The sequence below is a fragment of the Domibacillus iocasae genome, assembly GCF_001750285.1.
Lineage (GTDB): Bacteria > Bacillota > Bacilli > Bacillales > Domibacillaceae > Domibacillus > Domibacillus iocasae.
This window is the reverse complement of the sequence record NZ_MAMP01000020.1, coordinates 200,723-222,068: the sequence shown is the minus strand read 5'-3', so window position 1 is coordinate 222,068 and position 21,346 is coordinate 200,723. Positions and strand designations below refer to the sequence as shown.

General features: G+C 41.5%; 36 protein-coding genes. 28 read left to right on the top strand and 8 right to left on the bottom strand.

The genetic code is table 11. The annotated features are described in order from the left end of the window. Positions 1-10: 10 nt before the first annotated feature. A complete protein-coding gene (rlmD, locus tag BA724_RS08095; RefSeq protein WP_069938156.1) occupies positions 11-1,384 on the top strand; it encodes a 23S rRNA (uracil(1939)-C(5))-methyltransferase RlmD in 1,374 nt (457 codons plus the stop codon). A 61-nt stretch (positions 1,385-1,445) separates the two neighbouring features. On the opposite strand, the gene BA724_RS08090 is transcribed toward rlmD, so the two are convergent. The 6 genes from BA724_RS08090 to BA724_RS08065 form a co-directional block, all read right to left on the bottom strand. Further along, complete coding sequence (locus BA724_RS08090) at positions 1,446-2,597, bottom strand: tyrosine-type recombinase/integrase (RefSeq protein ID WP_069938155.1); 1,152 nt, start codon at positions 2,595-2,597, stop codon at positions 1,446-1,448. A gap of 163 nt (positions 2,598-2,760) precedes the next feature. Next, on the bottom strand, positions 2,761-3,231 hold the full coding sequence (locus tag BA724_RS08085) for an ImmA/IrrE family metallo-endopeptidase (RefSeq protein ID WP_069938154.1): 471 nt from the start codon (positions 3,229-3,231) through the stop codon (positions 2,761-2,763). Between the two features lie 104 nt (positions 3,232-3,335). Continuing rightward, positions 3,336-3,854 (bottom strand): tellurite resistance TerB family protein, encoded by a 519-nt coding sequence (locus BA724_RS08080; RefSeq protein WP_069938153.1) that lies wholly within the window; start codon positions 3,852-3,854, stop codon positions 3,336-3,338. Between the two features lie 97 nt (positions 3,855-3,951). Then, the gene (locus BA724_RS08075; protein ID WP_069938152.1) at positions 3,952-5,055 is read right to left on the bottom strand and encodes a thermonuclease family protein; all 1,104 of its coding nucleotides are present in this window, start codon (positions 5,053-5,055) and stop codon (positions 3,952-3,954) included. Between the two features lie 101 nt (positions 5,056-5,156). Further along, positions 5,157-5,648: a DUF4429 domain-containing protein gene (locus tag BA724_RS08070; RefSeq protein ID WP_245676173.1), complete on the bottom strand. Its 492-nt coding sequence runs from the start codon at positions 5,646-5,648 to the stop codon at positions 5,157-5,159. 57 nt (positions 5,649-5,705) lie between these two features. Continuing rightward, positions 5,706-6,056 carry a helix-turn-helix domain-containing protein gene (locus tag BA724_RS08065; protein WP_069938294.1) on the bottom strand — a complete coding sequence of 117 codons (351 nt, stop codon included), beginning with the start codon at positions 6,054-6,056 and terminating at the stop codon, positions 5,706-5,708. A gap of 168 nt (positions 6,057-6,224) precedes the next feature. On the opposite strand from BA724_RS08065, the gene BA724_RS08060 reads away from it, so the two are divergent. From BA724_RS08060 to BA724_RS07960, 22 genes are all read left to right on the top strand, one after another. Beyond that, a complete protein-coding gene (locus tag BA724_RS08060) occupies positions 6,225-6,467 on the top strand; it encodes a helix-turn-helix domain-containing protein (protein ID WP_069938150.1) in 243 nt (80 codons plus the stop codon). Between the two features lie 175 nt (positions 6,468-6,642). After that, positions 6,643-7,323, top strand: coding sequence for a Rha family transcriptional regulator (locus BA724_RS08055; protein ID WP_069938149.1), 681 nt, complete (start codon positions 6,643-6,645; stop codon positions 7,321-7,323). Then, on the top strand, positions 7,324-7,656 hold the full coding sequence (locus tag BA724_RS08050) for a hypothetical protein (RefSeq protein ID WP_069938148.1): 333 nt from the start codon (positions 7,324-7,326) through the stop codon (positions 7,654-7,656). Between the two features lie 54 nt (positions 7,657-7,710). Beyond that, positions 7,711-8,250: a helix-turn-helix domain-containing protein gene (locus BA724_RS08045; RefSeq protein WP_245676171.1), complete on the top strand. Its 540-nt coding sequence runs from the start codon at positions 7,711-7,713 to the stop codon at positions 8,248-8,250. A gap of 99 nt (positions 8,251-8,349) precedes the next feature. Beyond that, positions 8,350-8,472, top strand: a complete 123-nt coding sequence (locus BA724_RS19030) for a hypothetical protein (protein WP_281182001.1) — start codon at positions 8,350-8,352, stop codon at positions 8,470-8,472. Between the two features lie 181 nt (positions 8,473-8,653). Next, positions 8,654-8,827 (top strand): DUF6906 family protein, encoded by a 174-nt coding sequence (locus tag BA724_RS18605; protein WP_169818529.1) that lies wholly within the window; start codon positions 8,654-8,656, stop codon positions 8,825-8,827. 12 nt (positions 8,828-8,839) lie between these two features. After that, positions 8,840-9,043 carry a YqaI family protein gene (locus BA724_RS08040; RefSeq protein WP_425389008.1) on the top strand — a complete coding sequence of 68 codons (204 nt, stop codon included), beginning with the start codon at positions 8,840-8,842 and terminating at the stop codon, positions 9,041-9,043. A 92-nt stretch (positions 9,044-9,135) separates the two neighbouring features. Next, positions 9,136-10,668 (top strand): AAA family ATPase, encoded by a 1,533-nt coding sequence (locus BA724_RS08035; protein WP_069938145.1) that lies wholly within the window; start codon positions 9,136-9,138, stop codon positions 10,666-10,668. Next, on the top strand, positions 10,668-11,684 hold the full coding sequence (locus BA724_RS08030) for a RecT family recombinase (protein WP_069938144.1): 1,017 nt from the start codon (positions 10,668-10,670) through the stop codon (positions 11,682-11,684). Before BA724_RS08035 ends, BA724_RS08030 begins: the two co-directional genes overlap by 1 nt. 248 nt (positions 11,685-11,932) lie before the next feature. Then, a complete protein-coding gene (locus BA724_RS08020; RefSeq protein ID WP_069938142.1) occupies positions 11,933-12,994 on the top strand; it encodes a DnaD domain-containing protein in 1,062 nt (353 codons plus the stop codon). Next, a complete protein-coding gene (locus BA724_RS08015; RefSeq protein ID WP_083256139.1) occupies positions 12,918-13,778 on the top strand; it encodes an ATP-binding protein in 861 nt (286 codons plus the stop codon). The genes BA724_RS08020 and BA724_RS08015 overlap by 77 nt, the downstream gene beginning before the upstream one ends. Then, on the top strand, positions 13,771-13,983 hold the full coding sequence (locus tag BA724_RS08010) for a hypothetical protein (RefSeq protein WP_069938141.1): 213 nt from the start codon (positions 13,771-13,773) through the stop codon (positions 13,981-13,983). Before BA724_RS08015 ends, BA724_RS08010 begins: the two co-directional genes overlap by 8 nt. After that, positions 13,980-14,165 carry a hypothetical protein gene (locus BA724_RS08005; protein WP_069938140.1) on the top strand — a complete coding sequence of 62 codons (186 nt, stop codon included), beginning with the start codon at positions 13,980-13,982 and terminating at the stop codon, positions 14,163-14,165. Before BA724_RS08010 ends, BA724_RS08005 begins: the two co-directional genes overlap by 4 nt. Further along, a complete protein-coding gene (locus BA724_RS08000; protein WP_069938139.1) occupies positions 14,162-14,347 on the top strand; it encodes a hypothetical protein in 186 nt (61 codons plus the stop codon). Before BA724_RS08005 ends, BA724_RS08000 begins: the two co-directional genes overlap by 4 nt. Then, positions 14,344-14,565, top strand: coding sequence for a hypothetical protein (locus BA724_RS07995; protein WP_069938138.1), 222 nt, complete (start codon positions 14,344-14,346; stop codon positions 14,563-14,565). The genes BA724_RS08000 and BA724_RS07995 overlap by 4 nt, the downstream gene beginning before the upstream one ends. Then, on the top strand, positions 14,565-14,774 hold the full coding sequence (locus BA724_RS07990; protein ID WP_069938137.1) for a hypothetical protein: 210 nt from the start codon (positions 14,565-14,567) through the stop codon (positions 14,772-14,774). Before BA724_RS07995 ends, BA724_RS07990 begins: the two co-directional genes overlap by 1 nt. Then, positions 14,737-15,552, top strand: coding sequence for a DNA adenine methylase (locus tag BA724_RS07985; RefSeq protein WP_083256138.1), 816 nt, complete (start codon positions 14,737-14,739; stop codon positions 15,550-15,552). Before BA724_RS07990 ends, BA724_RS07985 begins: the two co-directional genes overlap by 38 nt. Beyond that, positions 15,553-15,996 carry a DUF1064 domain-containing protein gene (locus tag BA724_RS07980; RefSeq protein ID WP_069938135.1) on the top strand — a complete coding sequence of 148 codons (444 nt, stop codon included), beginning with the start codon at positions 15,553-15,555 and terminating at the stop codon, positions 15,994-15,996. 566 nt (positions 15,997-16,562) lie between these two features. Beyond that, the gene (locus BA724_RS07975; RefSeq protein ID WP_069938134.1) at positions 16,563-17,072 is read left to right on the top strand and encodes a hypothetical protein; all 510 of its coding nucleotides are present in this window, start codon (positions 16,563-16,565) and stop codon (positions 17,070-17,072) included. Positions 17,073-17,085: 13 nt separating this feature from the next. Beyond that, entirely contained in the window at positions 17,086-17,388 is a 303-nt protein-coding gene (locus tag BA724_RS07970) for an IDEAL domain-containing protein (protein ID WP_069938133.1), read from the top strand. Then, entirely contained in the window at positions 17,376-17,798 is a 423-nt protein-coding gene (locus BA724_RS07965) for a hypothetical protein (protein ID WP_069938132.1), read from the top strand. The genes BA724_RS07970 and BA724_RS07965 overlap by 13 nt, the downstream gene beginning before the upstream one ends. Before the next feature lie 15 nt (positions 17,799-17,813). Next, positions 17,814-18,092 carry a hypothetical protein gene (locus BA724_RS07960; protein WP_069938131.1) on the top strand — a complete coding sequence of 93 codons (279 nt, stop codon included), beginning with the start codon at positions 17,814-17,816 and terminating at the stop codon, positions 18,090-18,092. 113 nt (positions 18,093-18,205) lie between these two features. Here the strand turns inward: BA724_RS07960 and BA724_RS19025 are convergent, their stop codons facing one another. Continuing rightward, positions 18,206-18,331 carry a hypothetical protein gene (locus tag BA724_RS19025; RefSeq protein WP_281182000.1) on the bottom strand — a complete coding sequence of 42 codons (126 nt, stop codon included), beginning with the start codon at positions 18,329-18,331 and terminating at the stop codon, positions 18,206-18,208. A gap of 134 nt (positions 18,332-18,465) precedes the next feature. Here BA724_RS19025 and BA724_RS07955 point away from each other — a divergent pair, with 134 nt between their 5' ends. The 4 genes from BA724_RS07955 (at position 18,466) to BA724_RS07940 (ending at position 20,095) form a co-directional block, all read left to right on the top strand. Beyond that, on the top strand, positions 18,466-18,660 hold the full coding sequence (locus BA724_RS07955) for an XtrA/YqaO family protein (RefSeq protein ID WP_069938130.1): 195 nt from the start codon (positions 18,466-18,468) through the stop codon (positions 18,658-18,660). Further along, on the top strand, positions 18,657-19,292 hold the full coding sequence (locus BA724_RS07950; RefSeq protein WP_069938129.1) for a hypothetical protein: 636 nt from the start codon (positions 18,657-18,659) through the stop codon (positions 19,290-19,292). The genes BA724_RS07955 and BA724_RS07950 overlap by 4 nt, the downstream gene beginning before the upstream one ends. A 96-nt stretch (positions 19,293-19,388) precedes the next feature. Beyond that, complete coding sequence (locus tag BA724_RS07945; protein ID WP_069938128.1) at positions 19,389-19,589, top strand: hypothetical protein; 201 nt, start codon at positions 19,389-19,391, stop codon at positions 19,587-19,589. A gap of 14 nt (positions 19,590-19,603) precedes the next feature. Further along, the gene (locus BA724_RS07940; RefSeq protein WP_069938127.1) at positions 19,604-20,095 is read left to right on the top strand and encodes a sigma factor-like helix-turn-helix DNA-binding protein; all 492 of its coding nucleotides are present in this window, start codon (positions 19,604-19,606) and stop codon (positions 20,093-20,095) included. 362 nt (positions 20,096-20,457) lie between these two features. Here BA724_RS07940 and BA724_RS18600 read toward each other — a convergent pair whose 3' ends face one another. After that, entirely contained in the window at positions 20,458-20,628 is a 171-nt protein-coding gene (locus tag BA724_RS18600; RefSeq protein ID WP_169818528.1) for a DUF8096 family protein, read from the bottom strand. Between the two features lie 189 nt (positions 20,629-20,817). On the opposite strand from BA724_RS18600, the gene BA724_RS07935 reads away from it, so the two are divergent. Beyond that, entirely contained in the window at positions 20,818-21,312 is a 495-nt protein-coding gene (locus tag BA724_RS07935; RefSeq protein WP_069938126.1) for a hypothetical protein, read from the top strand. The last annotated feature ends 34 nt before the right edge of the window (positions 21,313-21,346 follow it).

The following is a 21,346-nucleotide window of genomic DNA, read 5'->3' as shown; positions in this document are numbered from 1 at the left end:
GCATGTAATTGTGGCAAAGATTCAAGCTCCGGTCAAAAAAGGAGAAACCGTTCACGTATCGGTTGCTGATTTAACACATGAGGGAAAAGGGGTAGCGAAAGTTGACGGCTATCCGTTATTTATAGAAGGCATTCTGCCGGGTGAAACAGGGGAAATTGAAGTAACGAAATTAAATAAGGGATACGGATTTGCAAGACTAATCCGTCTTGAGCAGGCATCACCGGAACGAGTGGAGCCGCCTTGTCCGGTATACGATGAATGCGGCGGCTGCCAGCTTCAGCACTTGTCTTATACAGGGCAGATGGAGATGAAATACAACCAGGTTCGCAATGTAATTGACCGGATCGCCAAGCTGCCGCATGTGCCGGTTCACCCGGTGCTCGGCATGGATGACCCATGGCGTTACCGGAATAAAGCGCAGGTGCCAGTCGGATTATCAGGCGGCCGGATTGTCGCGGGTTTTTATAAAAAACGTTCGCATGAGATCATTGATATGACCGAATGCCTGATCCAGCACGAAGAAAGTGATGCGATCATTCAAAAGGTGAAAGATGTCTGCGCGGCACACGGCGTCATGCCGTATGATGAACAGCGCCATAAAGGTGTATTGCGTCATGTTATGGCACGGATCGGTTACCAAACCGGTGAAAAAATGGCTGTTTTGATTACGCGCACACATGAGCTGCCGAACAAAGACGCTATCGTGGAAGGAATCCGCGCTGCCATTCCAGGCATTACATCAATTGTTCAAAACGTAAATCCAGATAAAACAAACGTTATTTTTGGCAGTCAAACACAGACACTGTACGGAGAAAATGTTATTTACGATACGATCGGGGGCATCAAATTTGCCATTTCCGCTCGGTCATTTTACCAGGTCAACCCGGTGCAGACAGAAGTACTGTATAACAGAGCACTGGAGTATGCCGGCCTGACCGGGGAAGAAACGGTTATCGACGCTTACTGCGGTATCGGTACTATTTCTTTGTTCCTCGCTCAAAAAGCGAAGCAGGTGTATGGCGTCGAAATCGTTCCGCAGGCGATTGAAGATGCAAAACAAAATGCAGAGCTAAACGGTATCACAAATGCATATTTTGAAGCGGGCAAAGCAGAAGAAGTGATCCCGGCCTGGTTCAAGCAAGGCATTAAGCCGGACGTTATCGTTGTTGACCCGCCGCGTAAAGGCTGTGACGAAGCGTTATTGGATACGATTTTAAAAATGAAGCCGAAGAAAGTTGTTTATGTATCATGCAACCCGGGGACACTCGCACGTGATTTGCGGGTATTAGAAGATGGAGGCTATAAGACGCGTGAAGTGCAGCCGGTGGATATGTTTCCCCAAACGGTGCATGTAGAGGCAGTAGCAGTGTTAGAGTTGATTTAATAAGGTTTTGAAGCAAGGAAGAGGTCAGTTGACCACATTTTGACCACATTCTCTGCATTTTTTAGATTTTGGAAATGTAATCTTCGAATAGCTGTGTTGATTTTTCTTTCATGTTATCTGTGACATGTGCATAGACATTTCCGGTCGTTTGGATGTTTCCGTGGCCAAGTCGATCTTGTACTTCTTTTAAGGACATGCCAGACTCTAAACATAATGTCGCATGTGTATGTCTCAGATCATGAAAACGAATTTTCTGTACGCCGGCTTCTTTTATAACTTGGTTAAACATAAAAGTCATTGTTCTCGGATAAATGGGTTTTCCCGTTTCCGTGGTAAACACCAGATCATGTTCGACGAAAATTCTTCGATGAATCATTTTCAATTCATTTTGGTGAGCCTTCCATCTTTTTAAGTCTGAAATGAGGGAGTCTCCGATTTTTATTTTACGGACAGAACTTTTGGTTTTCGGTGTATTAAACCGGAAGCCTTTTTTGTCATACACCAAAGACCGTTCAATATTAATTTCTTTATTTTCAAAATCAATATCAGACCACTTTAATGAAAGAACCTCACCACGGCGAGCTCCCGTTTTAAAAGCTGTACTGATAATCGTGTACATACGCAAATTGGTGAGAAGAGCAGTACTCAAACATTGTTGAGCTTCATCCCGTGACCAGGTAGGATAGATGACTTTTCGTGGACGTGGTCGTTCCACATCACTTAACGGATTCACATCAATTACATTCCATTTCCTTGCTGCCTCAAGTGCGCCATAAAGAACGGTGGAAACGTACTCAATATAACGTGGAGACAGCTCCTCTTCAGTTAAATCATTTATGAATTTCTGCAAAAACATTGCATTTAACGCAGACACCCGGACATCCCCCATGACAGGAATTACACGACGCTGCATTGTATTCATATAGCTGGAGAGAGTAGTTTCCTTTAACCGATGTTTCATAACCAGGTTAAACCACTGATCAAAGAGTTGTCGCACTGTCATATCCTGCACGTCCGAACCGATCCCACGCTTGTCCTGCTTAATCATTTCCTCGATTGCTTCGTCTACCTTAGCCTGTGCTTCTTTTTTGGTAAGAGCTCTTCTTGTTATTTGGCGTCGTTTGCCGGTGATAGGATCGCGCGGACCTTCAGCTGTACATTTCCATGCATAACCTTGCTTATTTTTTGCATCTACTTTCTTTAAATAACTCATGATATAATTCCTCCTTTGATATATTATGCTAATCGTTTCTCCAAACACAGTGGTAAAAAAGAGGGGAATAGTCTAATTAAACGGTAAATTCAATCAAGAAAACAAGTTGAAATAGTAATGTAAATATTACCTTGCGCCAAAAGAATATACGTTCTTTTTGAAGTTAAAAAAAGAAGCGGTTAAACCACTGATTAAACCTTGCTGCCGCAAACCACGGCATTACATTGAATTTCTCTGAAACTATCAAAATAGTTTCTTCTAGAGAAGGAGGAAATTGGATTTTCTCAAGCATGAAACCAGGTACACAGAAATAGGCGGCGAAATGATCTGCCTGCCATTCTTGCATCATGCGTAAACCAGACGGAAGAAGGTTTTGGTTGCCGGCATGGCGCAGCACATGGGCCAGCTCATGAGCGAAGTCTTGCCATTGGAGCGGGGGAGGAAGTTGTTTGTTGACCAAAATCACCACGAATCCGGCAGCATAAACGCTTTTGCTTGGAGCGTCTACATAATCAATAACGATACCGAGTCGGTGAGCGATCAATTCCATATCAATATCTTCAGGATTATCAATATTCATGTTTCGATAGAGCGCTTCAACAAAATCTTCAAGGTGGGTTTTTGTATAGGTCATATGGCTGCCTCTTTTCCAATTTACAATAGTGGGAATATATGTTCTTTTGAGTATACAACAAAACTCCCCCTCGTAGAAGGGAGAGCTTGAAAGTTTTTCGACAATTATTTCGGCATAGATAATTCTACTTCGAAACCTGGTTTATTTTTAGCATGGTTTTGATCAGTAAACACTGAACGATCGTTCTTCAAAACAATTACTTCAAAGAATGGAGTGAAACGCTCTTCTGAAATACCAAAGGCAGATAAGAATTTACCAAACATCTCTTGTTCTTCGCGTTCAGATTCACCATCAGCTAAAGATGAATCGACGATGTTTACTAGGATGCACATTTTTTGAGCATCTGTTAAAGCTGGTGCAGCTTCTTTTAGGAATTGATCGATAGAGTTGCGGCGTATATATTTAATAGCTTTATCCATTAAATCATCGTTATTACCACCAACCATGATCTTGCCATTTTTACTCTTACCACCTAAAACAGCGAGGAGTTGACCGATTTCCTCATTGTCAAACTCACCATCAGAACCCATCATATACAGCAAAGATGTTGCAAAAGCAAAGTGCGGGGTCATTCCATTGTCGTTTTTTGCGTCGTCACCTTTAAACATATCAAACAATCCCATCAGTAAAACCTCCTAAAATTATAATTATATGAAAATCCTCATAAGAGGTTTCATCCTAATAATGAACTTCCCTAAATTAAAAGGGTAGCTTGTAATATCAATTTTCGCAAGCGTAATTATCTTTGTCACGGTCATGTTTTGAATCATATGCTGGATGACCGGCTGGCACGCCGTCTGGATAAACAGCTCTTAACGCTGTGCAATTTTGGAATGATTCTACTTGCGCAACAGGCTCTTCAACTACTGGTTCTGGCTCAGGTTCTACTTCTACTACTACAGGTTCCGGCTCCGGCTCCGGTTCATAAACAGTAGCGTCATACCCGTCTTCAGTGGCATAGTTTTCAACTTCCCAAATGCCGATACTTTTATCTTTTGCTGCTGCTTGTGCAACTTCAAGTTCATCCAAATATTTGGTGTTTGGTGGGTAAACAGCGACACGGGCAAGTCCTTCTTCAACCAGTATTTTATTGAACATCTTGTCACCAACATATACGTAAGCGAGAAGGCGGCCGTATCGATCGCGCTCTTCAACGCCGAGCTCGATTTCAACTTCTTTACCGGACAGCTGTTCAGTTGTAAAAGCAGAAGCTTCTTTTCCAAGGGGCTGTACACCGGTTTGTGGATGCTTTGTTTCAGGGGTATCGACTAAAATAAGACGGATAGTTTCTTCTTTGCCATCCATATTTACTTTGATAGTGTCTCCATCTGTGACAGAAAGAACAGTTGCGGCGATAAAGCCATTATCTTTCTCGATTACAGCGACTGCTTTGGCAGCTTCTTCTTTCTCAGCGGCTGCTTCGGTTGCTTTTTTAGTCTCAGCTTCTTTCTGAGCTAATTCCTTTTCTTTGGAGGCTAATTCTTTTTCTTTTTCTTCAAGAGCTTTTTCTGTTTCAGCCGCCTCTTTTTCTGCAGCGGCTAGTTTAGCATCTCTTTCTTCTAACTTCTCTTTTTGCTGTTCCTGTACCTGCTGCTGTGCTGTTTCAGAAGGTGGCTGGACAAAGATCATAGCAAGTATCAGAGAAACGATAGGGCCAATAATAATCAGCCATATAGGTCTTTTTACAAATGGCTTTTTCTGTCCTGCGGCAAAGATGCCTAACAGAATAAGCAAAAGACCAATTAATGCCCAGGGGCTAACGACTGATAAAAGCAGTGAAAATAAAATCGCTATAGCGAGCAAAATAATTTTGACAATTTTCAATTTATCTAATCCTTTCTATTAATCTTTTCTATTTTTAATCTAACATTCTCAAAAACTGTTTATAGTTCTCTTTTTACATTTGAATATTGCGGAAATAAAGATTAAAGAAGCAGCTTCTTCTGCGCATCAAATTCTTCTTGTGACAAGATACCGGCGTCTTTTAGTTCGGCCAGTTTTTTCAACTCGTCAGCAACAGAAAGGGAGGAGCTGTTTGGAGAAGAGACAGCCGCTTCTTTTCTCTGAATTTTTCCTTCTACAATCCCTTTTACCTCTTCAGCCATATGTTGTTCTTTTTTTGAAAACATCACAGTGTTTTCATCTGCTGACATATAGATTCCTTTTACATCTTTGCTTCCAGGAATGCTGAACTGCAAGAAACCACCCTTTATAGCGGAAGCGGGAATTAGTTGAACGCTGGTTATCATATCTAATTTCAGTGACTTCTCGCCTTTTAGTCCGGAAGATTTGTTAAAAAGGCCTTTGCGATCAATGCGAATAAAATCTGAATCAATTGTTACAGTCGTTTTGCCACCATGCTTAAATTCATAAGTGTGCATAGTTATGGTTACACCTCTCAATGTTAGTTGTTTCAAACATATAAAGAAAAAAGTCCCATCTAATATATAAAAATAATACACGCCTAAGCGTGTTCATTTTAATCCTCTTCTTTTTAACACTTCCCAGATTTGCCGCATTTCCTCAAGCTGATCCTCTGGCGCTTCTTTCATTTCACGAAAAAACAATCCGGTTTCTGGATCGTTAAAGAAGGCAAGCATTTTTTGATCTTCTTCAGAAAGTTCTGGATTTGGTATTGCGGGGCGTCCTACTAAATAATCAACGGATACTTTATAGTAGTCAGCAATCTTTACCAAGATATCGATATCCGGTTCTACTCTATTGTTTTCATAATGAGAATACCGAGCTCTCGAAAGACCTATAGCATTTGCTACTTCTTCTTGTGTTCTTTTTCCTCGTAATGCTTTTAATTTATCTCCAAGAATTTTTGCTTTTTCCATAAGTATTCTCACCTCATTATCCTTAATTATAGACAATCAGCGATAAAATTTGTATCTATGATAAAAAAGTTTTCAAATAATTATTGACGATACAAAATTTATCGGATATATTTTAAATACGATAAATAATTTATCGGAAAGGAGTTGAAAGTTTTGGAGCGTAAGCTGCTTATAAAACTCAGAATCGGAAAAGGATTTACTCAAGAAGAGTTAGCAGAAGATCTTGGCATATCAACAATTTATGTACGAAAGCTCGAAAAAGGCAATGTAAATCCTGGCCGTAAAACAATGATTAAGTACGAACAATATTTCAAAGTAAGTATGAAAGAATTGTTTCCAGATCTTTTTTTTGACAGTGGTGATACAAAACTTATCGAAAAGAAGGAAGTCAGCTAAGAAAGGAAGGTGATCAAAAATAGAGGCGATTCAGGCCTCACCTTCCATAAACGGCGAAATTCGCTGTCAAAACATTGTTCCTATTTGAGAATTAAATATTCTTAATAGAGAACAAAAAAGAGTTTTGTCGATTGCTTACAGAAATACCGACATATTGCGGATAGGAGGAACTAAAGTGAATCAACTTGTTTTCATCCAAAATGGCAAGGCACTTACAGACAGTTTAACAGTCGCAGAAGTTTTCGGAAAACGTCATGACACTGTGCTACGGGACATTAGGAATCTTGATTGCAGTGAAGGATTTAACCTCCACAATTTTGCGGAGATCGATTACACCGATGATCGTAACCGCACATATAAAAAGTATTTGATTAAACGTGATGGGTTAGCATTCCTGGTTATGGGATACACCGGAAAAACTGCTGCTGAATATAAAGAAAAGTTTATTCGAGAATTTAATCAGATGGAAGAGCGACTTCGTAACAACGTCCATGTCCTTGATGAACGGACATCCCTAATCCAATCGATGAAGCTCACAATCGAAACGGCAGAACGCCAAGATCAAATTCAAGAAGTGGTTAATACGCACTCCTTAAAAATTTCTGAACTTGAGACAAAGGTGGAGGAACAGATCACGCTCACATCTGGCGAACAACGCCGCTTACAAAAGGGCATTGCGATTAAAGTGTACGAACTTGAATCTGATCCAGCTGTACGACCGCGATTGTTTAAAGAACTACATCGTGAAATTAAAGATCGATTCGGAGTTTCCTCCTATAAAGACGTAAAACAGAAAGAATTGCAATCAGCAATCCGCTACGTTGAAAACTGGGTGCCACGAAAGGCGGTGGTTTAAATGCAAATCAATATTACTTTAACGGATGAACAAGTCGAGCAGGTCAGTGTTCAACTTCAGCATCTAATGAAAGAAAGCATCCAATCGGCAGTTAAAGAACTGGCTGAAGCGCAGCGCCATCCAGAAATTTTAAACAAGCAAGAAGCAAAAGAAATTCTTCGCATCAAGAGCGATTTTAAAATGGATGAGTTGCTTAATCGTCCGGACTTCCCAGTCATGCGAACAGTTGAAAAAGGCAAGCCTTACTTCATTTATGACGAGCTTATGGCATGGGTAAAAACGCAGTCCTCCTGGTCGAAAGAAGAAAATAAATCTTTCAGGAGTGTTATCTAATTTTATTGTACTATGCATCAGACAAAAGATTGGTAAATGAAGGAGGAAAAGTCAGTGGCAAAAGGTAATATTGGCCGTGCATTAAAAGAGGCGCGTGGCGAACAGACACAACTGCAACTCTCAATAGAACATCAAATATCAAGAGAAACAGTCTCGGCGTATGAAACAGGGCGGGCAAAGATTCCGCCTGACATATCTCGAAGCATCATAAGTAAAAAGGATGATGCTTGGCTGGCAATGGCTGTCCGTCATGAATATACCCGAACAGGTCCTGTTCGGTTAGAAGGCAAGAGAGTCGATCTGCATAGGTCCAGTACGAAAGAGAAGCTGCTTGAAGAACTTGAAGAAGCGAAGATTTTTCTAGAAAAGTGCTGCATGTCCAATCATTTATCTTTTATCACATCTTTTGACCGGCAGGATTTAGAAGAAACACTTGTACAGTTAGTAGATGTTGTGACGGGCATTGAACACTTTTTAGCTGTCGTTTGCGAGGAAGCAGACATTAGTTATCTAGATGTCTGGCAAAAGCATTACAACAAGTTAATAAGCCGTGGATACGTAAATAAAGAACAGATCGCTGGAGGAAAAGCATGAAGAAAAAGGACAAGCCAAGGAAACGTCGTCGACCATATCAAGTGATCGTCCAAAGACTTAATCAGCAAGGAATAAAAGCGAAAGTGGTGAAGAAACGTCATGTATTGGGTGTTTGATGCAGCACAAACTATTAATTTAACAATCGCTGGTATGGCTCTTTGTGGAATCGGCTGGATTTGCCGAGGTGTATGGGGCCGGTACAAAGAAGATGCAAAAAAATAACGCCTGCAGTGGAGTGCAGACGTCGAATCAACAGCTAATTATTCTACAGATATTATAACACATATTTTTCTTAGGTGGGCACTTCGGTGCTCGTCAACGGCGATCGGAGTGGGCTTACCCCTGTGCCTGTGGGCTCCGGTCGCGGTTGATGGGCTTCAGCCATCAGAAAGAAGGTGAAAGCATGAAGCAAGGAAAGAATCCAACACGCGCTGAAAAAGCGGTCATTACCTCTTATAACTTGAATCCGAACAACTGGCTGATCTGCAAGAAAGTAAATGATATGTACACGCTTGAGCATCGTCAAACGGGCAAGATCCGGCAGATCCCGATGGACCCAGTGAAAAAATTAGGATAAGGAGCGATGAATGTGGAACATCCAGAAATTACACAAATCATGCAAACAGGTTATCCAGCAGATATGCAGAAAGAGCCAGAAGGCACTGATTATTTCGGCAATGAATACTTCGCCGGTGAAGAAATTGTAATCACTGAAGACAACGAAGTCATTCGTCTTGAGAGTTTGGAAGATTACTTGATCGAAGTAAAAGGGATTCGTTTTACAAAAGCATGAAAAAACCCGCTGTAGGAGGCGGGCCGTTAGAAATTTATAAGATACACCCATTGTACTGCACATTTAAAACTGAATCAAGGGAGTGGATTTAAGTGGAAATCACTTTTGAACATATTCAGATGGAAAACTTCAAGAATCACAATGAGTTTTCATCTAACATGGGCGCGATCACAAACATTTACGGGCGCAACGGTGCTGGTAAGTCCAGCATCGGTGACGCGGTCACTTGGCTGCTATACGGAACAGATCAAATGGGCAGCAAGCTTGATCCGAGGCCCATTGATCAGCCAGACACCGAAACAGTCGCCACCGTCAAAATGCTGGTAGATGGGAAAGCGATGATTCTTTCCCGCTCCCAAAACAAAACAACGAAATACCACCTTAATGAAGTACCAGTCAAAGCAACGGAATTTAATGAAGCCATTGAAGCCATTTTTGACAAGGATTTGTTCCTGTCCATGTTTAATCCAATTTACTTCTTCACACAGAACTGGAAAGAGCAACGCACCCAGGTACTGCGGTATGTGGATGAACCGTTAAACAGCGAAGTGTTTGCTGAAATGGCCGAATTGCAGGCCAAGCTTCTACAAGAACATTTGAAGAAGCATTCGCTTGATGATTTGGAAAAGGTTCATAAGGAACGGTTCAAGAAGCGGGATGTAGAGTACACGAAAGCTGATGAACGTCTGGCCACGCTGAAAGAGCAGCTTGAAAAAGAGCTGGAGGGCAAAGAGCCAATCGATCTTGATGCCATTAAAGCGGAAATTGATTCACTCGCAAAAGAACGGGATTCATTAGATGAACAATATCATAAGGCTTCTGCTGTTATTCAGAAAAGAAACTCTCTTTTAGCACAGATCGATTTTAAGCGGGAAGAAGCAATGAAGCAAATGGCGGCTCTGGAAGCCATCAAGAAGGAACCAATTGAAGAAAACTGCCGGACATGCGGACAAGGCTTAAACGAAGATGCAATCGATGCAGTGAAACAGGATATGAAAAAACGGTTTTCCGAAGGTGTTGATCATGGGAAGCAGCTGCAGGCTGAACTAAACGAAATGAAAAAACAACTTGAAGAACTGCAAGAAGTTGAAATGATCGATACCCGCAAGAAAAGTGCTGAATTGGATGAACGTATATACTCACTGATGGCAAAACGTGATGCAGCTGCTCGGATCGGCCGGTTAGAAACAGAGATTTCACTGGCTGCTGAAAACAAAGCGCATGTCCTGAAAGAACGGAATGAATCACAGGCGCTGATCGACAGCATTAAGATATTCCGAACCAAACAGGCAGAAGTCATGGTAAAGAAAGTAGACAGCCTATTTACCACCATTTCAGTACGGTTATTCGAAAAGCTAAAAAATGGCGAAATGAAAGAAACCTTCGAGATTGAAATGGACAGCAAGCCATACAGCAAACTTTCAACAGCCGAAAAGATTAAATGTGGTCTTGAAATGGTGGAAGTGCTGAGCCAGCAGTCCGAATTAATCATCCCAACGTTTATTGATAACGCAGAATCGATTCTAAAATATACAGCGCCAGCAGGACAGCTTATTTCAGCCAAAGTAAAAGCCGGTGAGTTGAAAGTAGAGATCAAAGACGAAATCAAGGAGGTTGCTTCTTAATGACAACTGAAAAAGCTGTTCAAAAGTCTTCGAATGAAATTGTAGCTGGCACGTTGACCCGTGGTGAAGTTGCCACATTAAAGCAGACACTGGCGCCGCAAGGCATTAATGATGCGCAGTTTAACCTATACATCCAAACGTGCGCCGCATCCGGTTTAAATCCGTTTATGAATCATATTTACGCCATTCCATACAACGGAACAATGAACATTCAGATCAGTGTTGATGGCATTCATTATTTGGCAAGAAAGCATCCAGATTACATTACTGCTTCTGCTGAAATCGTTGGCGAAAATGAAGTCGAAAATTTTGAAGCAGAATTGGTCAACGGCGAATTTAAAATTTTGAAACACAAAATTGCTTTACCGATTAGAGGGAGTGCGGTTGCTGCTTATGCTATCGCCAAACGAAAGGGAGCGCCGGATCAAGTAATCTTCATGGACCGGTCAGAAGTATCGAATATGGAAAAAGGCAGAAACCCGCTCTGGAAATCGAATTTCAATGACATGTTCAAAAAGCACGTCATGAAACGGGCGCTTAAAGCTCAGTTTGGGGTTGATATCGATGATCATACCATCGATGGTGTAAGGGATTCGGTACAGGAAAACGTCCGTGAAACACAGCGTAAAGAGATCATCATCGATGAAAATGAATCAGCCAGCGAAGAAGATTTAAGAACAAAAGTTGAAAAAGAGATCGAGGATTTAATGAAAGCAAAATCGATGTCCAGTGATGATGTTGAGTCATTGGCGATGAAGCAGTTTGAAAAGCCGGCTAAAGAATTAACCCTGCAGCAATTAACAGGATTAAAACGGTTTGTAGAATTTCATCAGCCGCCTCAGCCAAAGAAGAAGCAGGAAGAAGCCATTGAGGCTGAATATACAGAAATAACAGAGCCACCGCTTCCGGAGGAGCCAAGAGAGCAGGAAGGGCAGAAGAAACCTTCTGTTGATGAGATGAACTTTGATGAATTTGATTTTAACGCCATGCAAGAAGAATTTCCATTTGAACGGTGATAACCATGACCACTCTTTCACGCGAAGAAAAAGTGTTTAAGGCGATCGAGGCAGCCAGACAACGGCAAGGGCAACTAGAGTACAAAATGGAAATCCCGTCATTTATCCGACGGCAAGCGAAAAGCAAAGATGATTATATCCGGTGGGTGCGGAGTTATTTCCGCTCTGTCCATTCGGATTTGCAGCTGATGCGGATTGAAAAGAAATACGGAATATTGATTAAACAAAACAACAGGGAGTGAACAGCAGTGGCGAAATTTAGAATGGTTCATACCGCATTTTGGGATGACCCGAAAGTAAATGAGGAAATGACGCCGGAGGACAGATATTTCTTTCTTTATCTCCTGACAAACGGCAATACAACACAGATCGGCATTTATCAAATTACGAAAAAGCAGATGGCGTTTGATATGGGTTATTCGATTGAAAGCATTAACTCTCTGCTCCAGCGCTTTACAGATCATCACAAGATTATTAAATACAGTGAAAAAACGCGTGAGATTGCCATTCTTAACTGGGGTCGTTTCAACTTCAATAAAGGCGGTAAGCCGGTCATGGATTGTGTGCGAGCAGAGTTGAAAATGGTCAAGGATCCCGAGCTTATTCCATTCGTTGCAGAGCGAATTGAAAAGCCGGAAATCAAAAAAATTTACGATACGTACTACGACTCGTTACACGATACGTCCACGAGTCGTGAAAAAAACGAAAACGAAGATTCCAAAAATATGCAAATGCCGTTAAATCAAGGTTTTGACGATACGTCCACGATACGGGGACAAGAAGAAGAAAAAGAAGAAGAAAAAGAAAAAGAAAAAGAAAAAGAAAAAGAAGAAGAAAAAGAAGAAGAAAAAGAACAACAACAAGAAGAACAAAATGCAGACAGTCGTCGTCTCTTTTCCCAACAACAAAATGTCTCTTCTTTTTACCAAAATAACTTTGGACCAGAAACACCTTATCTGACTCAGGAAATCAATTACGCCGTTGACGAGTTTGGCGAAGAGCTGGTGATCGAGTCCATGAAGATTGCTTTAACCAGCGGAAAACGAACATGGCGTTATTGTGCTGGCATTCTTAAAAACTGGCGTGAAAACAATGTGAAGACACTAGATGATGTAGCAGCTGTAGAAGCTGAATTTGAACACAGCAAAGGAGTGGGTAAGCATGGCAATTCCCAAACCCAGTACCACCAGCATAACGGACATCCTGAGCCACTTAAGCGAGACTCACTTACAAATGGTGCCGTCGGCTGGCTTGGCAAAGGAAAACGTGAAGTGTCCCAAGTGCCAGGACAAGCAAGTGATTATCTATAGGGTTCATAAAGACACGGAATGGAACGAGGTACCCGGTGTTAAAACACTTGTACCTGACAGTATGGTGTTGGAGGCAGACTTTCTGGACATGAAGGTCTGCCAGCCAGAAGAAGCATGGCAGTGGCGTGAAACTTATTCTATACGATGTGAATGTGTGGAGCGGCGAAAACGTGAGCGGCTGATGAAATCAAGTGACATTACGGACGAATTTAGAAAGCTCCGGTTTCAAAATTTCCGGATCGAAGGCAAGCATCCAATTGTTGTACAGGCAAAGCAATGCGCACTGTCGTACTTTTCCGAGTTTGATAATGTCCGGTCACTGCGTGAAAACAGCATTTCGCTGTTGGGGCAGCCGGGAGCTGGCAAAACACATCTGCTGACCGCTGTTGCGAACAATCTGATTGATCGAAAAGGGGTGTCAGTTCAATACTTCCCGTACATCGAAGGCACAAAGGAACTGCGTGATGATTTCAATTTGCTTACTGAGAAGCTGGAACGCATGAAAAAAGCGGACGTGCTGTTTATTGATGACCTATTCAAGCCAGTGAAGCGGGTCCCGCGAGCATCCGACTGGCAGGTTGAGCAAATGTACGATGTGCTGAATTACCGCTACTTAAATCACCTGCCTATTATGGTTTCATCAGAACTGACAATTCATGAGCTGGTGGAAGTAGACGAAGCACTGGCCACACGAATTAGCGAAATGAGCAAAAGCTTCACCGTCGTGATCAAGGGCAACCGAATGGAATTGAATCATCGTTTGGAGGGATTGAAGGATGTCTAATCAAGACTCAATTATTTTACAAAGCAGCAGTGTGCGCCAAGTAATATATCAGGGGTCGGGCATGTACATGTTTCAGCCGAAGCCAGGGCATAAGCCATTAAGCGAAATAGAGCAGCAGGCAAAAGACGCGGCTTTTAAAAAGCACTTGGAAGAAGCAGAGGCTCGGCTTGAAGCGGAAGAAAAAACAGGCGGTGACGCTGCATGAGTAAATGCAGAGGCTGCGGCGCAGAAATTCAATGGATTAAGACCGACTCGGGCAAAGCGATGCCAGTAGATATGAAAAAGCAAACAATCGTCACGGCTTCTGGCCAAGTCGTAAATGGCTTCACGTCGCACTTTGCAACGTGTCCGCAGGCAAATAATTTCAGAAAGGGCAATCAACCATGAACCGCTCAAACGTTTATCAATTGCTGAAAAATCATTATGAGAAGACCGGCAAAGTCTTGAATGCGGTTGAATTACTCGTTGAATTAACTGTCTCTTACGGAAAAACAGATCCAGCAGAAGTTATGGCTGGCCGCCGGATGTTTGACACCTATTTATCAACGCCAGGGAGGAAGACAGCATGACACCGATTCAAGGATATGAGCATTTAACAGATGCTGAACGCAAGCTGTTCATCTTTGCCCACAACAAGCATTTAGCCGTCGTTGATCCGAATGAACGTGACCAGTACAGCTTGGGCAATGTCGTTAAGGTAACACCAAATCCGCAGGAAGCAGCAGTCGATGTCCAATTCCAGAACGGTCAGAAACGGCAATATACGGCGAAAGGAGTACGTCACTAATGGATCACTACACACCACAAACGTATGAAATGGCACGTGCTTTAAATAAGCACACTGGACTTGAAAAGCCGTCTTTCAAGGAGCGGGAGAAGCTGCTTGCTGGATATAAAGCAAACAGCATGACTAAGGTTGAAAAGGTTACTGCTGTTATGGTGAAGGAGGTCATGACGGTTGAAAACACCAAGAATCCTACATTACCCCGGGAGTAAGTGGAGCATGGCTGATTGGATCATCAGTCACATGCCGGCTCACGAAACATATCTTGAACCTTTCTTTGGATCCGGAGCGGTATTTTTTAACAAACCATCTTCCATTGTCGAGACGATTAACGATTTGGATGAACAAGTTGTCAACCTTTTTAAAGTCATCCGTGATCATCCGGACCAGCTGGCATGGCTGATTGAATTTACACCATTGTCGCGTCAAGAGTATTACGAAAGTTATGAAGCTGCTGACGATTCGATTGAGGATGCAAGGAGGTTCTTAATCCGTTGTTGGCAGGCGATTGGTGCAAAAACAAGTGATCGGACCGGATGGCGCAGCATCATTTCAGCAAATGGTCCAAAAACAGCGAGGGACTGGACGAAGCTGCCGGAAAAGATTCTACTCGTTGCTGATCGATTGAAAGATGCACAGATTGAACATCAGCCGGCGATTCAATTGCTTGAACGATATCAGCGACCAGACGTTCTTATTTATGCGGATCCACCTTACATTATCGAAACACGAACAAAACGGCATTATAAATGTGAGATGACACTAGATGATCATGTTGAGCTGCTAGAAATGTTGGACAAGCACCCGGGACCGGTCTTGTTATCCGGCTACGCTCATCCTGTCTACGATGACCGGTTGAAGCATTGGCACCGCGAAACAATGGATGTTTCAGCAGAAGCGGGGGCGCGGCGTGAAGAAGTCCTTTGGATCAACCCAGCTGCAGCAAGCGGATACTTTCAGCAAACAATTTTTGATGTGGGAGTGAAGTGAATGGGCGCTCGTAACTGGAACGCAAAGAAGACATTTGCTTTTGGAAAGGTGTTCGACAGCAAAGCAGAGGCTGAATATTACAAGCTTCTGATTGCTGACCCGAACATCGAAAACGTAGAAGTGCAACCGGTGTTTGATATTATTCCAGCGTATTCTGTAATATGCCGTCGCTGTGAAGGCTCAGGGCGCCAAATCAGCATCAAAACAAAACGCGAGATCAATTGCTCGCTTTGCTCCGGCAAGGGCTCAAAAACGAAGGCAGGGGCGAAATACACAGCTGATTTTAAAGTGTACTGGAAAGGCGGACGAACTGAGATTATTGATGTGAAAGGCGGTCCTGCCTCGAGGGATTTTTCGCTCCGGCGCAAGCTGCTTGAACAGGCGATCGGACAGGAAGTCACGATTATGGAATATACAAAAGCAGGATGGAGGAGGAAGCGATAATGTCTAAATACGAATACCACATGGCACAGGCAGCCAAGCACGAAAAAGCAGGCAATCTGGTGCGGGCGGAAATGCATCTTGATCTTGCGGATCAGTGCAAACGGTGATCAGCATTTGACCAAAACTGAAAAACAAGTATAAAAAACCCCTTGCATATTAAAGGGAGAATAAAGCTAATTATTAGGATACTAAATCTAAAATAAAGGAAGCAGCATCATCTAATCGTTTAAAAGATGTTGTTGTTTGACAGCTAGCTTGAGTTATCCGTATTGGTTTGGCGCTTTCTATATATTGAACATGCAATAAAGGAAGACCGTTTTTGTTGAATGTATCAATGATAGTACTGTCTTTAGATACTCGCAGCATTTCTAATCTCACTTTGATACTTTTAGAAGTCATTTTTTAACCTACTTTCAACAGATAAGAGAATTATAAAAAGAAATGAATAGGCATGTTTGAACTCTATTTACCCTAAAGACCGTTATTTCATTCTTCATACAGAAAGAATGTTTATTAGCTTGTTTAGTTAACAATTCGTCCATTATGCGTTGTAAGGAGGGAGCAAAATGCTGCAAGGAGCATGCGTAGATCCGGAAATATTTCCAGCCAGTGAAACATTCTTTCTTTTTCCGGCCGGTACCGATTATGTGTATGCATCCAGATTTCCACAGAAAAGCGCACACATAGGCTGTTATGAAAAGAAGAACTTTCATATCAAGGAAGTAAATGAAACGCCAGAATGGCAGCCAGAGCCGCCAAAAAGAGCCGATGCTATTGAATGCCAAGTAATCTATTCTGCAAAGCTGATTTGGTGCTGGGAGCATTCTAAGAAAATGATTGATCAAACTTACTTTGTTATAGCACGCGGATCCGGATCACATGTGGATGTTTATGCAAATGTGGATTTAACGAATATGCGGGGCTGTTTTCCGATTCACTGGTTTGAGAATTTCGGTTTAGTAGATCAGGAGACTGAAATCGAAAAAATAGAAACAGTATCTGATCAAGTCGTTAAGGAAGACATTTTCGATGTACCAGAAGAACCAGCGTTGTTCGAACAAATGAAACTATTTTAAAGGGGTGGCAGCCATGTCGGAAGGAGAGTGGGTTTCTGTCGCAGTAGGTGAGGATATTGTAATTGGCTATATCACAACAATTACCCTCTACGGGGGTCAAGTGGAAATTAAGAGAGTGGCCAGAATCAAAGACCGTAAACTGAAATGGTTAGTGCCGAGTCGTGCGCTATTTGAATCATATCGCTTAGAACCAGCAGACAGCTTACTTAATGAATATCAGGACAAAACAGCGCTCATTGATTTGGCGCTTCTCACAAAGGACAAGCAGTGGTTTGAAGAATTAACAAGACCGGCGGTGGAAATGTGGAGCAGCTGACGATTTTCGATGTTACTGAACAGCCTTTGGATGAAAAGCAAGTGTTCGATGAAACAAAAGCTAATGTCAAAGAAAAAAAGTGGATGGGCAATGACGTTGAAAAATATTGCATCATTTCTGCCATTATTCCAGAAGACGTACTGAGTCCAATCGAGCTGGGAGTACAAGGTGAAGGGCTCAAATATGGCAGTCCTGAATATGAAAGGCGCACAGCACGGTGGAGCGACTATGTTTTAGCCATATGGAATTATGAAAAATGGGATAATGGCAGAGGCTTTCACGGATGCAGCTGGGAAACGGCATGCAAGATGCTTCAGGAAGCCAGGGATAACAAGCAGCCAATTACGATGCGAGTCAGCCTAAACAGTGGGTACCCGTTTTATCCGGATCAAGTAGTCGATTACCAATAAGGGAGGAAAAATGATATGGCATACCGTGGAGCAGTAATTGAGCAGCAGTGGACGCCAGAAGAAGTACAAGCCTATTGCTTTGAAAAGTTTGAATCAAACCGACCAGTGTATTTGCGAAATACTAAGAAACAAACTCGGCCGAAGCGCACTGTTAACTCAAATGGAAATCTCAGTAAGGCACAGTACGTGAGGTTTATGGAGAAAGGCATCGATGATGAACACATTCTGGCAAAGTATCAGGACTTGACGCCAGAACGTCTTGAGATGGCTAAGAAACGATGGGGATTTGCATAAAAAATAGCCAGGCGAGGGAGCCTGGCTGCAGAAATGATTTCGATTTGTTGGAGTTGGAATTTGGGAACTAACTATAACATTTTCGCCAACTTTAAAACCTTTTATACATTTATTTAGTTCAATAGCGTTAAAAAAGAAAAAATCATTTCAATAGCAGGGACTACAACTGCTAAAGCTAAAACAGTCCCAACAGAAAGGCGTACATCTTGGTTTTCGTAAAGACCTTCAAGGAATGACATAAACTAACCTCCAAAATTTAATGAAACTATATACGGAGGGGAAAATAAAAAGTTTCAAAAAAGCCAGAGAAGAAATCCCCGGCTCATAAAAAATATCGACAATATTATTTTATCAGAACGGGGGCTTCTCGACTATGAGAGAATGCGAGATTGATATATCCACAATGAAGCTAGAATTGGATATAATGGAAATACCAAGAAGCTGTGTGGTGGTGATCTGTGACGGCAAAGCCAAACTTAGAGAGCTGCCGCCGCATGGAGAATATAAAATCGTCACGCACCAGGGTAAAGTGAAGCGGATGAGGCGGGAAGAGGGGGAGGATTTTTGACACCAGCAGACTTTATTTACATGTTAACGGTAAAGAAGAATGACATTACTTTTAATCCTGAATTTTCAACGGATGGAATTTTAGGCTTTATAGGTTCATTTGTAGGTGTAATAGCTGCTTTTTACATCGGAAACAAAACGCTTAGTAAAACTGTTCTAATGGACAATCAAGAATTTGTCAAAAGCTTTTCAGTTTCAAAGATTTATATTGAGAAATTTTTGAGAGACGGAGAAAAAGTAATGACAAGGTTCTCAGAGGACTTCAGTGATCCGAAAACTCTGCACAGATCCATTTTTACTATTCACCAAATGAGAGAATCACTAGAGCATATTTTGGAGCAGTTAAATATCGATGGTAAATTAGATGGAAAACCAACTTCAGATATTAAAGATGACTTGCTCATGAAAATATCTAAAAAAGTTCCATTATTTTGTCATCAGGAAGTATTTAAATTACTTTTCTTAATGATGACATTTTACAATCAAATGGTAGACGAATTTAAAAACAAAGGTTTTGAAGAAAAACCTGTGAGAATAGAGTATCTTCCGTTTCCATCTGAAGTTCATTATGATGTCATTTTTAAAGATTTAAAAAAACAGTACATGAAAACTGCGAAAAAAGTTAAAGCATAATAGAGTTCTCTCAGCCATCTGAAGGACACTAGACAGACACGAAAATTCGTGAGCTGTTTGGTGTCCTTTTTTATTTGCTAAAAAGGAGCGATGGGGATGAAAACGATGAAAGAGCAGCTGCAGCAGTGGAAGAACACAAACCCGATGCCAGTGGAGAAAAAGAAGACACAAAAGCAAAAGCCGAAGAAGAAACAGCCCGCCAAACAACCAGAATCGTTCACTGAGCGGGATATGAAGTATTTGATGAACACAAGTATGAAGACATTGCGACGCGGCAGAGGCGGCGCCTACAAATAAAGGAGGACTGGATTATGCGGACACTCATTTACGAATACAAACAATCATTACGAGCGCTAAAGGAAATGAAAGCAGCCATTGAAGCAAAAACGGAATTGTTAGAGCAGGATCTCCAGGATAAAACGCTCATTAACAGCATGATCAGCGAAATGGAGTTTGCCATTCAGTGGATGGTGTCTGGCCGGAATCCAGATGCAAGACGGGGAGCAGATAGGACAGGGGCTTATACATTGGATCCAAAGTTAATTGAAGCGGTTGTGCCAAATAGAGTGGCTAGTGAGGAACAGAAGCTGACAGCTGATGAGCAATGGTTGCTGGACGATGTACTGGGAGATTTAACACAACGTGAAAGGGATGTTTTTACACTGGTTAAAGCGGAAGGAATCACGTTTGAGTATACGGCAGAATTGCTGGGGCTTAGTAAATCATCTGTCCAGACGTATCTGGAACGGGCAGAACGAAAAATTGAAGATCGGAAAAATGGCAGCCTTTTTCTTGTTTCGTGAAAAAGGCTTTTTATAATGTTTATTAGTGCAAATAATTTATAATATTTATTATATTATGTGGCATAATAACCCTGAAGGTTGGAAGAGGGCGGGCACCCTCGTCCGTTTATAGTACCTTTACGATTAACAACGCGGTGATAAATGTAATTAGAATCATGCACAACGCTGTGCAGAAGGCTTTTAAAATCCGTTTCATATCCTCTCTCCTTTCTAGACCTGGACATATTGTGCCCTTTTGGAGAAAAAACATGTAGTCCGTTCGAAAAGCGTCTTTAACGGCAATCGCCTTTACTGGCGCTTTTTGTCGTACAGATGGCATATAAATGAGAGAGTAAAAAAATAAACCCTGCCAGTCGGCGGGGTTAAATTATTTTCTTCATGCCACATTTCCGGCATTCGCGTAAAAAAATAGCATTTTTAATCGAGCTCTTAAATTGAGCGTTATCGCAGTTGTCACAACGCCCGCTTTTAATATCCGGATATTCAAGGATATTGTAAGTGACACTTAAATCAATTTCTTGCTTTGTTTCCATGATATTCACCTCGCCCGAACAATCATAACATCGAATTAGTGAGGTATGGTGAAGGAAATTATCTCCTTTTGTCAAATTTGAGTTGTCTTACAATGGTGTTTTTTAATTTATAGAAATATGACAAACGATTTTTGGAGGATTATGTCTTTTTTTCTAGAATTATAGTATAGAGAAAAGGAGGTGAAATAAATGAATATAGGAAAAATAAGAGAAATTGAAGACTTGAAAGAAGAATTTTCTCAATTGCAATCTCAAAATAATCAATTGTACCAAGCAAAGGTAGAACCAGCTTTAATTAAAAAAAGATCTGAATTGCTTGATGCCTTTTCTCGGTTCTTTGAAGATGAAGGATTCGATATAGAAAAACTCCCCAACAAAGTAGTAGCTAGATATAAAAGCACTACATTTCAAGTTGCACTTGAAGGCAATATAGCAAAGATTTACAATGGGAATGAGCAGTTCACAGATGTGTTTATCGAAGTTCAAGGTCACAATCGAAGTGACTCTTACACATTACCAGTGGATAAATTAGACCAAGAAATTACTAAGCTGAAAAGATCTATTGAAACAGAGAAAAGAGTGACTAGCCATTTTAACAATCCTATTGTTACATATACTGCTCGAAGAATAGGAAGAAAAATGGATAGTGCAGAAGAAGTAATAAAAAAATTATTTGCTAATTAAAAAGCATCCCTTTGCGGGATGCTTTTTCTTTGTT

Excerpts from the sequence above, each read along its gene's own strand:
- BA724_RS08090 (WP_069938155.1), bottom strand. The coding sequence starts at position 2,597 with ATGAGTTATTTAAAGAAAGTAGATGCAAAAAATAAGCAAGGTTATGCA.
- BA724_RS08085 (WP_069938154.1), bottom strand. The coding sequence starts at position 3,231 with ATGACCTATACAAAAACCCACCTTGAAGATTTTGTTGAAGCGCTCTAT.
- BA724_RS08080 (WP_069938153.1), bottom strand. The coding sequence starts at position 3,854 with ATGGGATTGTTTGATATGTTTAAAGGTGACGACGCAAAAAACGACAAT.
- BA724_RS08050 (WP_069938148.1), top strand. The coding sequence starts at position 7,324 with ATGCAAATCAATATTACTTTAACGGATGAACAAGTCGAGCAGGTCAGT.
- BA724_RS19030 (WP_281182001.1), top strand. The coding sequence starts at position 8,350 with ATGTATTGGGTGTTTGATGCAGCACAAACTATTAATTTAACAATCGCT.
- BA724_RS18605 (WP_169818529.1), top strand. The coding sequence starts at position 8,654 with ATGAAGCAAGGAAAGAATCCAACACGCGCTGAAAAAGCGGTCATTACC.
- BA724_RS08030 (WP_069938144.1), top strand. The coding sequence starts at position 10,668 with ATGACAACTGAAAAAGCTGTTCAAAAGTCTTCGAATGAAATTGTAGCT.
- BA724_RS08015 (WP_083256139.1), top strand. The coding sequence starts at position 12,918 with ATGGTGCCGTCGGCTGGCTTGGCAAAGGAAAACGTGAAGTGTCCCAAG.
- BA724_RS08010 (WP_069938141.1), top strand. The coding sequence starts at position 13,771 with ATGTCTAATCAAGACTCAATTATTTTACAAAGCAGCAGTGTGCGCCAA.
- BA724_RS08005 (WP_069938140.1), top strand. The coding sequence starts at position 13,980 with ATGAGTAAATGCAGAGGCTGCGGCGCAGAAATTCAATGGATTAAGACC.
- BA724_RS08000 (WP_069938139.1), top strand. The coding sequence starts at position 14,162 with ATGAACCGCTCAAACGTTTATCAATTGCTGAAAAATCATTATGAGAAG.
- BA724_RS07995 (WP_069938138.1), top strand. The coding sequence starts at position 14,344 with ATGACACCGATTCAAGGATATGAGCATTTAACAGATGCTGAACGCAAG.
- BA724_RS07990 (WP_069938137.1), top strand. The coding sequence starts at position 14,565 with ATGGATCACTACACACCACAAACGTATGAAATGGCACGTGCTTTAAAT.
- BA724_RS07980 (WP_069938135.1), top strand. The coding sequence starts at position 15,553 with ATGGGCGCTCGTAACTGGAACGCAAAGAAGACATTTGCTTTTGGAAAG.
- BA724_RS07975 (WP_069938134.1), top strand. The coding sequence starts at position 16,563 with ATGCTGCAAGGAGCATGCGTAGATCCGGAAATATTTCCAGCCAGTGAA.
- BA724_RS07970 (WP_069938133.1), top strand. The coding sequence starts at position 17,086 with ATGTCGGAAGGAGAGTGGGTTTCTGTCGCAGTAGGTGAGGATATTGTA.
- BA724_RS07960 (WP_069938131.1), top strand. The coding sequence starts at position 17,814 with ATGGCATACCGTGGAGCAGTAATTGAGCAGCAGTGGACGCCAGAAGAA.
- BA724_RS19025 (WP_281182000.1), bottom strand. The coding sequence starts at position 18,331 with ATGTCATTCCTTGAAGGTCTTTACGAAAACCAAGATGTACGCCTTTCT.
- BA724_RS07955 (WP_069938130.1), top strand. The coding sequence starts at position 18,466 with ATGAGAGAATGCGAGATTGATATATCCACAATGAAGCTAGAATTGGAT.
- BA724_RS07945 (WP_069938128.1), top strand. The coding sequence starts at position 19,389 with ATGAAAACGATGAAAGAGCAGCTGCAGCAGTGGAAGAACACAAACCCG.
- BA724_RS07940 (WP_069938127.1), top strand. The coding sequence starts at position 19,604 with ATGCGGACACTCATTTACGAATACAAACAATCATTACGAGCGCTAAAG.
- BA724_RS18600 (WP_169818528.1), bottom strand. The coding sequence starts at position 20,628 with ATGGAAACAAAGCAAGAAATTGATTTAAGTGTCACTTACAATATCCTT.
- BA724_RS07935 (WP_069938126.1), top strand. The coding sequence starts at position 20,818 with ATGAATATAGGAAAAATAAGAGAAATTGAAGACTTGAAAGAAGAATTT.